Source organism: Spirosoma flavus (assembly GCF_054778555.1).
This window is the reverse complement of sequence record NZ_BAAGZL010000002.1, coordinates 1,686,425-1,700,222: the sequence shown is the minus strand read 5'-3', so window position 1 is coordinate 1,700,222 and position 13,798 is coordinate 1,686,425. Positions and strand designations below refer to the sequence as shown.

The window sequence follows — 13,798 nt, the reverse complement described above, 5'->3', positions numbered from 1 at the left end:
TCGAAGACTAGGTCAAAGGTAGAGGGCGGGTTCCCCTGCCGACAATAACAAATGATTCAAATGCAATAAGGATTGGTTCAATTTGGGCTTAAACCAAGTATTGATGACCGATTTCATAGCCTTGCGGGACAGCCTCGCTGCCAAAACCGACCTCGCCCAGGTTGATTGCGAACAGGACGTACCGTCGGACCAGTAACGTATCGATTGAGTTGACAAATGGCGGTGGCGAAGCCTGGCTATCCTGTTTCGCAAAATCAAAGGGCTGAGGGAAATAACGACCCACCAACTGCTACGTAATTACCGGCTCAAACAGGCCGGTGAGCCGGTGTCCCGGTGAGTGAGACGGCCTGTCAGGTGGGATTCGAGAGGGCGGCCTATTTCAGCAAATGTTTTCGGGAATACTACCAGGTGGGTCCCAGTGAGGTTGGCGTCCAAAGGTGAAGAAACGGCCATCAGTGCCTCCTTTCGGCCAAAAATGAATCATTCCTTATTGAAAATGAATCATTTGTTATAGTCGGTAGGGGAACCCGCCCGCTACCTTTGACATGGTCTTCGGCCCAAGTTATCTGCTTTGCTTACAGGAGAAACCCCGCCCGGCCGATGTCTCCACCCGCAGCCTAAAAGCCGTGGGTGCGGCATCCAATAGACTTGAGTTTGTCCTAGCTCCTTTCATTGTATACGCTTATGAAAATACCTTTCCAGTTCACGCGCCCCACTCTTCAGCAACTTGTCTATTCGGCCACCTCCCTGTTCGTAGGGCTGGTTTTTACGCTGGTCAGTCATTCCATGCTGGCCCAGTCCGGCGGCATCTATTCAACGCCTGGGCTCTACACCTATACCGTTCCGGCGGGTGGCCCTTACCAGATTCGTGTAACCGCCCGGGGGGGCGATGGGGGGAGCATTAATCCTCCTGGTGGAGGAGGCAGTGGGGCGAGTGCTGGCGAGACGTTCACGGTTCAAAGTGGCGATATCTTAACGATGATCGTTGGCCAAAGCGGAGGATCGGCTTTCATCCGATCAGTCATTCCCACGAATGGTGGTGGGGGCGGTGGAACAGCGGTGGTGTTGACCCGTAATGGGGTTCGAACGCTATTGATAGCCGCTGGTGGCGGGGGCGGTGCCACGTCATATCGCGAGGATCCCATATTCGAGAGTAGTATTGTTATACTTCCTGGCGGGGGTGGGCAAGGACTGGGTGCTAGTACGGGTGGGGCGGGTAGGCCCACTTCGAATTATTTAAGTGGCAGTGGTGGCGGGGGCGGTTTGACGGGGCCAGGTGGTAATGGTGGTCCAGATTATGAAGGCGGTGGTGGTGGCGGTGGCGGGGGAGCGGCCAGTTTGACGGCTGTTAGCCCCGGTGGAACGTTTCAGCGTTATGCTGATATAAATGGCTATGGAGGTAGTGGTTTTGGTGGAGGTGGAGGTGTGGGTGGCTATACGTTAACTCCTCATGGTTTCGGTGGTGGGGGCGGAGGTTATGGTGGAGGGAATGCAGCGGGAGCGGGACTGGAGACGGCCACGGGGGGCTACTCCTATGTAAGTTCCCTCGGCAGTGCCACCACGCTAAGCCCCGGCTCCAGTGGTACCGGTACGAACAGGGACGGTTTAGTGACCCTTTCGTTTCCCCAAAACACCGCTAGGGCAAACCTGAGCCCCGACATGAGTACTTGCCCGGGCCTTTTTCGTACACTGCAGGGCACGGTTAGCGCTACGGGAAGCTGGACACTGGTACTCAGCGATGGCACAGTCAGTACGGGCAGTGGGTCAACCTTCTCGATTCCGGTCAGCCCGGTCATGTCAACCACGTACACTATTGCGTCCCTGACTGATCAGTTCTTCTTTGCCCCGACCAGCAACCTGACGGGGCAGGCTATTGTCACGTCGAATCCAGGTACTACAGTTAGTTTAACCAATAATGGCCTCATTGGTTGTGCTCCATATGATGTAACGCTGACTGCGTCGGGGGCGACCTCCTATACGTTCACTAATGGGAATACGATCTTGCCGGGCGATCCCGCCAGCAACATTCGGGTTATACATGATCCAGGGAACTATTCAGTTCGGGGAATTGATAGTAATGGCTGCGTGAGTTCGGCCACTACTACTGTCGGCCAATCGACAGCACCGCCACAGCCCTATACGTTCACTCCCGAGGGTAGCATCCTTTACTGTTCCAGTCCCAGCAGGCGGCTAGGAGTAGCTAATTTGGGGGGCGGACCAGCTATTAAGTCCTATACATTCATGTACGGGAACACAATCATTCCTGGAGACCCAACCGACCCATATCGATACGTTACAAGTCCAGGGGAGTATACCGTACTGGTAACGGGTATTAATAATTGCACGGCTTCAGCCACCCAGACGTTTACCAAAGCGAATGAGGCCCTGCCAGCAGTGAGTTTAGCCAATAATGGACCGCTTACCTGTGCCCAATCCAGTGTGACGCTGACGGCAACCAGTGATCAATCGAGCTCCTTTACATTCATAAGTGGAAGTACTACCCTGGATGAACTGGGGTCTAGAAACACGCGCATCGTCAGCACTCCGGGGGAGTATACCGTAGTGGTAATGGGGTCTAATAGATGTACCAATTCAGCAACCACTACGGTGGTCCAGTTACCGTTGACTCCGCCCGCGGTGAATTTAACCAACAACGGCCCACTTACCTGTGCCCAATCCAGTGTGACGCTGACGGCAGTCAGTAGTGCTGCTACATCTTATAGCTTCATCGGCGGTGGTTCCACGCTGGCCGGTGACCCCGCCAGCAAGACGCGCGTCGTCAGTGATCCGGGGACGTTTACGGTGGTCGTGTCAAACGCCAATAGTTGCACCGGTTCGGCGACCACGACCGTTATCAGGACCAGTTCCTCCATCGCTGTTGTTAATCCGGCCATGACATCTTTAGTGGTGAATCAGGCGGTGAGTCAAGCTTTCACGGCTTCGGGGGGCGTTGCCGGATCACCCGGCCGTCCCTACACCTTTAGTGTCGCCAGTGGGAGTCTGCCGCCGGGTCTGAGTTTGTCAGTTGATGGCCAGTTGTCGGGAAGCCCAACTCAGACCGGCAGTTTTATGGCCGTCATTCAGGCCAAAGATGCCAATGGCTGTACAGGAGTTGGCGTTCCCTACGCACCGGTTGTGTCGCTCTCTGCCGTCACGGGTCCGGCCGCCACGTACACTACCCCCGGTCTTTACACCTATACTGTCCCAGCGGGTGGTCCTTACCGAGTCTGGTTGACGGCCCGGGGCGGAGACGGGGGCGGGGAGTCGAACGGTGGCACTGGGTCCCGTGTTGAGGGGGCTTATTTTGTTCAGAGTGGCGATCTCTTAACGGTGATTGTTGGCCAGAGTGGCAGGCTCTACAGTAGGGGCGGTGGCGGTGGCGGTGGTGGATCAGCGATCGTGTTGACCCATAACGGCACCCAAACGCTCCTGGTGGCTGCTGGCGGTGGTGGCGGTGGCGGGCGAGTAGACATAACGCCGGGTGGTGGTGGCCAGGGCCTTGGTCCCAGTACTGGTGGCGTAGGTGGCCGATCGACTTATAATTACAGTGGTGGTGGCGGTGGTGGTGGTCTGGATGCGCCAGGTGGCAATGGGGGTAGCGGTTTCGATCCGGGCGGCACGGGCGGTGGAGCCGCCAGCTTAACGGCCCCAAGTTCCGGCGGGCCGTATGGTAGTGGTACTGATGGGTCTGGCGGTAGTGGTTTTGGCGGTGGTGGTGGCGTGGGTGGAGGTGACTCACTCCCGGGGCAACCGGTCGGTGGTGGCGGGGGAGGTTATGGTGGTGGTCATGGCGGAGATAATGGAGCTCCGGTTGGTGGAGCCACGGGAGGCTATTCGTATGTGAGTCCCGCTGGTAGTAACACCAGCGTAACGCCAGGTATCGGCGGAACCAGTCGGGGCCGGGAGGGCGTAGCCACCATTGGCTTTGGCCAAAATACGGCTACTGCAGCCATCACAACCACCAACCTGGAGATCTGCCTGGGCACGCCTTCGCCCATAGAGGGTACCGTTAGCGCCACAGGCAACTGGACCCTGGTGCTGACTAACGGCATAACGACCACGGGCAGCGGGACCAGTTTCTCGATCCCTGTCAGCCCGACCAGTCCCACTACGTACACCATTGAATCGCTGCTTGATGACCAGGGCTTTGCCCCGGTCAGTAACCTGAGTGGTCAGGCTATTGTTACTACAATCAAACCGAGGCCCACGGTGAGTTTGATCAATAACGGTCCGCTTACCTGCACCCAGCCCAGTGTCACCCTGACGGCATCGGGAGCGACCGCTTATACCTTTACGACGGGGGGCCTACCTCTGGCTGGATCACCAGCCAGCAACATCCGGATCGTGACCAATCCGGGCACTTACTCAGTGGTGGGCGTCTCCCCGAACGGTTGCACGAACTCGGCCAGCACGACGGTGACCAGTGTTGCTACGGTTACCGTTGTCAATCCGGCCACGGGGCTTTTTGTGGTGGGTCAGGCGGTGAGTCAAACTTTCACGGCTTCGGGGGGCGTTTCTCCTCGTAGCTTTAGTATCGCCAGCGGGAGTCTGCCGCCGGGTCTGAGTCTATCGGCCAGTGGGCAGTTGTCGGGAATCCCAACTCAGATCGGCAGTTTTACAGCCATCATTCAGGCCAAAGATGCCAATGGCTGCCCGGGCCTTAGTGCTCCTTACGAAGCGAATGTAACGCAGCCGATCGACATGAGTTTGACCGCCACGTACACTACCCCTGGTCTCTACACCTACACGGTCCCGGCGGGTGGTCCTTACCGAGTCTGGTTGACGGCCCGGGGCGGAGACGGGGGGTATTATTCGATCGGCGGCACGGGAGCCCGTGTTGAAGGTTCTTATACGGTTGAGAGTGGCGATCTCTTAACGGTGATGGTTGGCCAGCGTGGTAAGTACGGCAGCGGGAACGATGGTAACGGTACCGGCGGTGGTGGCGGTGGCGGATCGGCGGTGGTGCTGACCCATAGCGGTACCAAAACACTCCTGGTGGCTGCTGGCGGTGGTGGCGGTGGCGGGCGAAGATATATAACGCCGGGTGGTGGTGGCCAGGGTCTTGGTCCCAGTACCGGTGGAGAGGGGGGACAAAATGGTATTGCCGCTGACGGTAATTTCAGTGGTGGGGGTGGTGGCGGTGGCCTGGATGCGCCCGGGGGTAATGGGATCAGCGGCTACTTTCCGGGCGGCACGGGCGGTGGAGCTGCCAGCTTAACGGCCCTAAGTGCCGGCGGGACATATAGAAACGGTATTGTTGATGGGGCTGGCGGTAGTGGTTTTGGTGGTGGTGGGGCCTTGGGCGGACGTGACACATCCCCGTCGAGACCGATCGGTGGTGGGGGCGGAGGTTATGGTGGTGGTCATGGCGGAAATAATGTGGTTCCGGCTAATGGAGGAGCCACGGGAGGCTATTCGTATGTGAATCCCGCTGGCAGTAACAGCAACGTAACGCCGGGTATCGCCGGAACCAGTCGGGACCGGGATGGCATAGCCACCATTGACTTTAGCCAAAATACGGCTACCGCTGCCATTACAACCACCAGTCTGGTGCTCTGCGATGGCGCGGAATCGAATATAGAGGGCACCGTTAACGCCAAAGGCAACTGGACGATCGTGCTCAGCAATGGTACAGTGGGTAGAGGCAGCGGGTCAACCTTCTCGATTCCGGTCAACACGGTAGATATTTCCCGCTCTTACTTGTACTTGACCATTGAATCGCTGCTTGATGACCAGGGCTATGCCCCGCTCAGTAACCTGAGTGGTCAGGTTAGTGTTACAATCAACCCGAGGCCTAGTACGAGTTTAATCAATAACGGTCCGCTTACCTGCGCCCAGTCTAGTGTCACCCTGACAGCATCGGGAGCGACCAACTATACCTTTACGACGGGGAACCTAATTCTGGCTGGTGATCCGACCAGCAACACTCGGGTTATTACCAGTCCGGGCACCTATTTGGTGGTGGGCTCCCTGAACGGTTGCACCAGATCGGCCACCACAACGGTGACCAGTTCCGCCGTCGTCGTTGTTAATCCGGCCATGACATCTTTAGTGGTGAATCAGGCGGTGAGTCAAACTTTCACGGCTTCGGGGGGCGTTTCCGGATCGCCGGACCGTCCTTACAGCTTTAGTTTCGCCAGCGGGAGTCTGCCGCCGGGTCTGAGTCTATCGGCAGATGGCCAGTTGTCGGGAAGCCCCACCCAGACCGGCAGTTTTACGGCTGTCATTCAGGCCAAAGATGCCAATGGTTGCATAGGCTTTGGAACTCCTTACGTAATCAATGTGACTTCCTTTAGCATCACCAGCCAGCCTCCAGCCAGCCTGTTGGCCTGTGCGGGCAACCCCGTTAGTGTGAGCGTTGGCGTTTCGGGTACACCCACCGCTTACCAGTGGTACAAGGACAATGTCCCCGTTTTGGGACAGATCTCAGCTACCCTCTCACTGACGTCGGCCAACCCCTCCGATGCGGGTAGCTACGTAGTAGTAATCACGGGGGGAGGACTCAGTCTGACCAGTACCGCTGTTAGTCTGACGGTTCAGCCCATTGTGCCCACCCGTTTTTACGTCAACGCCCAGGCCACGGGTGCTAACACAGGTTTGGACTGGGCCAATGCCTTTACCGATCTGCAGTCAGCTCTTCAGGTCAACAGCGCCTGCGCGAATAATCTCAGGGAGATCTGGGTGGCCGGGGGCGTTTACAAACCTACTCCCACCGGTGACCGCACCATCACCTTTCGTATGCTCTCCGGAGTGGCTCTCTACGGGGGGTTTGTGGGCAACGAAACAACGCTCTCCCAGCGTCCTTCGGTCAATCCCAATCCGGGGCCCGGCGGGGCATCGCAGCCCAGCAGCAGCACCCTGAGTGGGGATATTGGCCAACCAGGTAACAATCTGGATAATAGCTTAGTGGTCGTTGCCGGGATAGACCTGGCCCCCACCACTGTACTGGATGGTTTTGTCATTATCGGTGGGCGGGCCGAGGCTTCCGCAGGACCTGCCGGGGGGGGGCTGACGAACGTGGCCAATTCAGGCAACAGTAGCCCCATCCTGACCAACCTGTTTTTTATCAACAACTATTCGACTAGCCTGGGCGGAGCCATCTTGAATTATAGTAATGGGAATGGCGCGGCCAGTCCGACCATCAGTAATTGTCGGTTCGAGCAGAACACGGCGGGTAACGGGGGTGCCATCGCCAACTCCAGCCTCAATAACCGTCTGGTGATCACCAATAGTTTCTTTGTGGGCAATAGCGCTACTCAATGGGGCGGAGCCATCGTTAACGTTTCGCAGGGAGGCAATCTGAGTTTGGTAATTACCAACTGCGCTTTTCTGAGTAATAGCGCTACGCAAGGTGCTGCGATCTGGCAAGCCACAGCATTGGCGAGTGTCCTCAATGCCCTTATTACCAACTGTTCGTTTTCGGGCAACCGGGCGGGGGAGGGTGGCGCTCTCTACAATGCGACCTCCATACCGGGTGGATCTCCGGCTGGCGGCCCTATCGGCTTAACGCTGGCCAACAGTGTGCTGTTTGACAATGGGGGTGCCAGCACCATCAGTAACACGGGGGATGTAGCCCTATCGTCCCGTTACAGTCTGCTGGAGGCTTCGGTTACGGGATACACCGACGGTGGCAATAACCGAACTACGGTCACTTCGCCCTTTGTCAGCCCCACCAGCCTGCGTTTAGAAGCAGGCTCGCCGGCCATCAATGCGGGCGACAACGGAGCCTACCAGACAGCAGGGGGACCAGCTACTGATTTGGGGGGAAATGTCCGGATTCAGCAGAACACCATCGATATGGGTGCCTACGAGACGGGAGATCAGACTCCCTGCACACCACTAGCCTTCACGTCGCCCCTGGCGTCGGGTTCGGCCGTCTGCGTGGGTAGTAATGTGCAGGTAACGGGTAGTCTCAGTGGTACGTCCACCAGCTACCAGTGGTATAAAGACGGCGCTCCACTAGCCACTCAGACCAGCCCTACGCTGAGCTTGACGGGTCTCCAAACCACGGATGCGGGCCTTTATGCCCTGGTGGTAATTGACGGCTGCAACCCCGCAGCTCCCACCAGTCTGACCTCGACGGCTTTCAGCTTAACCGTAAATGCGCTTCCCAGTGCCGCTATCCAGGTGCCCAACGGGGGCAGATTGACCTGCTCGCAGCCCAGTCTGAGCCTGACAGCCACCGGTGGCAATACGTATCGTTGGGAGGACAATTCCACAGCAGCCCTGCGAACGGTCAGTGTGGCCGGTACGTATTCGGTGACCGCTACGTCCAGCAACGGCTGCCCGGCCACGGCTACGACCACCATCACCAGTAGCACGGGCCTGATTACGGTGACCAATCCGGCCACCTCGACTGGACTCATGAATGCGCCTTTCAGCCAGACATTCACCGCGTCGGGGGGCGGTTCTCCCTACAGCTTCAGTCTGGTCAGTGGTACGTTACCGACGGGGCTAACTCTATCGCCAGCGGGCGTTTTAGCCGGTACACCCGGTCAGGCGGGGAACTTCCCCATTACGCTACGGGCTACCGATGCCAATGGATGTGCCGGGAATAGCACTACGTATCCGCTAACGATTGTGGATGGCACGCCTATCATCACCGGTTTTGCGGCCAGCGTCAGCACAATTTGCGCGGGTAATTCGCTAGGCTTCAGCGCTACAGTGGGCAACGTAACGGGCAGCTATACCTACACTCTGACTAACGGTGTCAGTACGACCACCGGCGCTACGTCTACTACGGCCATCAGCCAGAATCTGACAGCAGCGGGCTCCGGCACGCAAAGCTTTACGTTGACCGTGAGCAGCAATGGGCAGACAGCTAAGGCTGTCACCAACGTAGCAGTGGTCATTCCGCCGACTGCTACGCTCACGGCCAACTTTGGTGGTACGCTCACCTGTGCCCAAACCTCGCTGATGCTGACGGCAGGCGGAGGTGTTACGTATGCATTTAGGGGACCGGGTGAATCTAACCTGGGAATTGTGAGTCAGGATGCGAATTCGGGGACGGCGGTGGTCAATGCGAGTGGGGTGTATTCGGTGAGTGTGAGCGCATCGGGTTGCACGAGCACCACCAGCCTGACGGTGTATCAGGACAGCAATGTGCCTACGATACGTATCGAGCCATCTATCGGAACGCCAGCCGGTGTTACGTTAACCTGCGCCAATCCGGTGGTGAGCCTGAGTGCGGTGGGCGTTGGTTCGCTACGCTGGAATACGGGGGCCACTACGTCAGTCATTAGTGCTACGTCGGCCGGTACGTATTCGGTTACGTTGACGGGTGCAACCGGTTGTAGTGCCACTACGTCGATCGCGGTCTTTGCTGATATCCTGGTGCCTACTGTGAGCGTTTTGCCAGGCTCTGCAACGTTGAGTTGTACTACTCCTTCGGTGAGTGTAAGCGCGCTCGGCAATGGCACGTATCGATGGAACACCGGAGCCACTACGTCCTCTATCAGTGTTACGTTAGCTGGTACTTACGCGGTGACGTTAACAAGTGCCAACGGATGCACCGCTTCGGCCAGCGTCAACATAACGTATCAAAACTGCGCGCCTGCTTTGGCTAACGCCATTCCCAATCAGAGTGCTACGGTAGGTCAGCCCTTTAATTATCTCATTCCGGCTACTACGTTCACCGATGCCGAAACGCCGGGTGGTCTTACCCTGTCGGTGCTGGGGCTGCCAGCGGGCTTGAGCTTCGTTTCGCCGAACACCATTACCGGTACACTCTCTACCACCGTGGGCTCTCCTTTTAGCGTCACGGTAATCGCTACTGATCCAGAAGGTTTGTCAACCGCTACCCGCTTTGATCTGACGGTGCAGCCCTTTGGCTTTGGCATCGCCGGGGTAACCATGCTGGACTGCAATCATATCAGCTACTTCGAACGACGCATCAACTTTATGGTCAGTTACAGCGGCACCAATGGCCAGCCCATCAGCCTGTCGGTAGTAGATGAACTGAGGGCTACCGACTATACAGGTCCTTATCAGTTGAATCTGTTCACCGACAAACCGGTCATTGAGCTTCGGGCTCGTCAGCAGGGCACGCCCGGTGAGGCCACCTTTGCCTACAACTGGCTGAGGGATTGTGCGAATGGCAACCCGAGGGTGGATAATGCCATTCCCCCTCAGTCGGCTACGGTGGGTCAGGCGTTTACTTACACCATCCCGGCCAACACCTTCACCGATGCCGAAACACCCAATAGCCTGAGTCTGTCGGCGGTGGGCTTGCCCCCTGGTCTGAGTCTGGTGGCTCCGGCTACGATTGCGGGCAGTGTATCGGCCAGCGCCAGCGCTTTTTACAGTGTGACGGTGATTGCCACCGATCCAGCAGAAGGTTCGGTCTCGACGCTGTTTCCGCTGAGCGTGGTCACGCCAAGTGGTTGTGTGAGCATGTACAGTGTGAAGGCGGGGGATTGGAGTGATCCTAGTGTGTGGTCATGTGGTCGGGTACCGGTGGTGAGTGATGCGGTGACGCTGAATCATGCGGTGAATTTACCCGCCAGTTATGTCGGACAGGCCTTGCGGGTGATCTATAGTACAAGTGGTCGGTTGCTGTTTGGCACTGGCAGTAGGCTACGGCTGGGGGGCAATTAACTCCCGGCCAATGTGTGGTGTATCCAGAGAACAGAGCCGGTAAATCAGCACTATTCTCTGGATACACCACAGAGCCAACCAACCTCGCTCCTAAATTCTTAATTCATCGCCACAAGCGACAATTGTTTATGAAACCAACACCCTACTTAAAACCCCACCAGCCCCATAGTCAGCCCCAGGTGAGCTGGACGCAGGCCGAAGGCAACTACACCCATGTGTATTTTCACAACGGGGGCTACTACCTATCGTCTATTACGCTGGGGACCATCTGCCAGCGCTTTCCTTATTTGGTGCGACTGAGCAAGCAGCTAGCGGCTGATCCTGAGTTGATTGTGGGCCGGCACCGGAACGAGGCTAACCAATTGGTGGTAGTGTTGGCAGTGGGTGGTAATCAGCAGGAGGTAGTTATTCCGCGTCGGCGAGTTCGAGAGGTAAAGCAACTCTTACGCCAGCTACAGGTCTAATATGGGATTAACTGGGTAGTTTACCAGCCTGTGCCAACAGCGGTATAGCGGGGCGAGTCACCACATTTTCCTGGCGTGCGATTCCTATAAGCCCAGGGGCCCCTGGTTCTCAATTCCCATAAAATGTTCGTGGCTGTCGCACAACGCCAGAAAGATTAATTCTGTAACTAACGTGAATAATGGGTTAAGCCGTTAAACGGCTGCCCGTTGCTGGAATAAATACCGAGGGCTTGTTAGGATAAAAACAGTAGGCAATTAAACCCGACAACACATGAGCAATGGCATAGTAGGGATTACGATGACGCGTGTGGTCAATGTCAAACACACTCATCAACAGGTCATTGACCGACTCAATCAACGCCCGTTTGCGCAGCTTGAGTTTATGACTCAAGGGCAGTAACTGATTCTTCATCTTAGTCCTGATTTTGGTGATCAGGTGTAAGCCTCGCTCGTAAAACTCCTCGAAGAGTGCGCTCAGGTAGCCTTTGTCGCCAATGCAGTGGCCTTGTAAATGGTCTAAGAGATAGTGCAAGACCTGATGATTATTATCGGCGATATTGCTTGGTGTCAATAAAAAACTGACAGGTTGGCCTAACTGATTGATTACTAAATGCAGTTTAAGCCCAAAGAACCAGCCCGTCGAGCTTTTGCCCCGAGTGGCCACCCCATCAAAGACCCGATGCGAGTGAATCCGGCGGTTGTCACAAACGGGTAGCTTTTTGGAGTCAATGAAATAGGTGCCTGTTAACTGGCTCTGGCAGCGGCAGCAGTACTGCAGATAGACAAACAGACCGGCAGCACGCGGGTGATGGTGACCACAAAGCGTTCGTCGCTGATGAGCTGGGGAAAATACGACGCCAATTCAGTTTGAACCACTTGGCGATAGTAGTATTCAAAACACTTGTAGCCCGAGTAGTGATAGAAAACCAGGATGCTCATTTGCTCGCTGTGGCTCAGTTCTGGGGTTAGTTTAGGTAGATTATTAGTCAGCCCAGGTTGGCGCTTGGCTTGCCAGGCGTTGAGGGCCAGACAAAAATCATCAATTGAGATGAATAGCTCGATAAGCTTATCTTTCGTATCTTGGGAGAGCATAGGGCGAAAGTTGTAGGAAAGTGATTCGACACCACAATATCCACAATTTCTCGCCCTTTTGCGCTATAAAGACTTGTCAGTCAGAATGTTCAATCCATTATTCACGTTAACTAATTAGGGCGTAGCATATAATATTGGGGTCACTTTAGAATGTCTTGTCCTGAATGGAATTGGACGCTTTTCCGGACGATAGTCAAGGAAAACGCGAAAATGGGCTTTTTCTCGTTCTATACAACCGTTCAGTAATTGTTCACCATGTTTGGTTCGAACGTGGTTTTTCTAAACAGTCTCAAACTCTCTCATCTCGTTGTTAACGCAGCATCGGTGAGGTCATTTAATCTAATATGAGTAAGCGACGAGAAAGAGCATGTACAGCACTCCATTCAAAAGACGATTCGTGCGGCTGCACTATACTAAATACTTAACTAAATATTGACGAATAAATCCTTTTGTCGGAAATCTACCATTCATATTTTGGTTGTTTTCCTAAATGATGTTGGTTCATCATGACCTTGAAACAGATGACAATTTCGGACCAATCTTGCCTTAATGTATCACTCTGGGGGAAAATCCCTCGCCTTTAGGCGAAGACTTTAGTTTGATAGTTTTGCATACCAATCTTCAGGCGTATGCAACACTACCGAAAAACCAGCCACACTACCTATGATTGTAAATATCATCTGGTCTGGATCACCAAATACCGCAAACCGGTCTTAGTGGGGCTGGTCGCTGAACGGGTTCGCGAGTTGTTGCGGGGGATTTGTAAGGAACACGAGGTGGAAATATTACGAGGCCATGTCTCCAAAGATCATATCCACCTGTTTGTTTCGGTGCCTCCTCATTTAGCCATCAGTAAGTTGGCACAGTACTTAAAGGGGAAGAGTTCCTACAAACTGCTGGGGGAGAATCAGCAACTGTCGAAGGCGTTCTGGGGTCGGCATCTATGGGCGCGCGGGTATTTTGTAGCCACTTCGGGTAACATCACGGATGAAATGATTATGGAATACATCAAGAACCAGGATGCGGCTGAAAGTGAGGACGAGTTTACCATCAGTGAGTAGCTTAAGTCGGCTTCAGCCGAAGATAAATCTATCGGCTTCGAGCCGATAGTAGTTTAATTATTGGGTACTGGCAATTCAGTCCCTTAGAACAAGCTGGAAATCGCCTAGCTAATTACAAAGTCACGAAACTTCATCAATTGCTGAAGAAGAGATTGAGGGGTTCTTTTGCCGTAGTTTACCAGCTAGCTATGTCAGGCTATAAGTGAGTCAACAAGCTGGATGCAATATTTAAAAAGTACAAAAACTACCTCTCTATGGCCTTATTTTGACCCTAGTTTTTGATATACGAAGTGCTTGAAGATACATTCTGATTTGGCTAATCTGAGCATGTAATCTCTGTAAAGAGGCTGATTTCGGCCAGAATCAAATGATATGTTGGTTTTCTACGTGCGCGCGTTGAGAGTATATATAATATAGGAACATAATCTATTGCCATATTTTAAATAAGAGTGTTATATATCAAATGATTTTAATAAAATAGTTAAAGTATTATTGTGATTTTTGCAATATAAATGGCTTTGTATTGAGAAATATATAATTATTGGTTATAATACTATTCTATTACAGCGGTTAGTATAGCCAGAC

3 protein-coding genes and 1 pseudogene are annotated in these 13,798 nt (G+C 54.5%); 3 read left to right on the top strand and 1 reads right to left on the bottom strand.

Features of this window, described 5'->3' with window-relative positions:
* Positions 1 to 684 precede the first annotated feature (684 nt).
* Positions 685 to 10,596 carry a putative Ig domain-containing protein gene (locus ACYVF1_RS15910; RefSeq protein WP_461080433.1) on the top strand — a complete coding sequence of 3,304 codons (9,912 nt, stop codon included), beginning with the start codon at positions 685 to 687 and terminating at the stop codon, positions 10,594 to 10,596.
* A 128-nt stretch (positions 10,597 to 10,724) separates the two neighbouring features.
* Positions 10,725 to 11,060, top strand: a complete 336-nt coding sequence (locus ACYVF1_RS15905; RefSeq protein WP_461080431.1) for a LytTR family transcriptional regulator DNA-binding domain-containing protein — start codon at positions 10,725 to 10,727, stop codon at positions 11,058 to 11,060.
* A gap of 184 nt (positions 11,061 to 11,244) precedes the next feature.
* Here ACYVF1_RS15905 and ACYVF1_RS15900 read toward each other — a convergent pair.
* A pseudogene (locus tag ACYVF1_RS15900) lies at positions 11,245 to 12,152 on the bottom strand (IS982 family transposase).
* Positions 12,153 to 12,781: 629 nt separating this feature from the next.
* Here ACYVF1_RS15900 and tnpA point away from each other — a divergent pair.
* On the top strand, positions 12,782 to 13,213 hold the full coding sequence (gene tnpA / locus ACYVF1_RS15895; protein WP_461080429.1) for an IS200/IS605 family transposase: 432 nt from the start codon (positions 12,782 to 12,784) through the stop codon (positions 13,211 to 13,213).
* Positions 13,214 to 13,798: the final 585 nt, after the last annotated feature.

Bases quoted from the DNA above. Each gene is read 5' to 3' on its own strand.
- ACYVF1_RS15910 (WP_461080433.1), top strand. From the start codon at position 685: ATGAAAATACCTTTCCAGTTCACGCGCCCCACTCTTCAGCAACTTGTC.
- ACYVF1_RS15905 (WP_461080431.1), top strand. From the start codon at position 10,725: ATGAAACCAACACCCTACTTAAAACCCCACCAGCCCCATAGTCAGCCC.
- tnpA (WP_461080429.1), top strand. From the start codon at position 12,782: ATGCAACACTACCGAAAAACCAGCCACACTACCTATGATTGTAAATAT.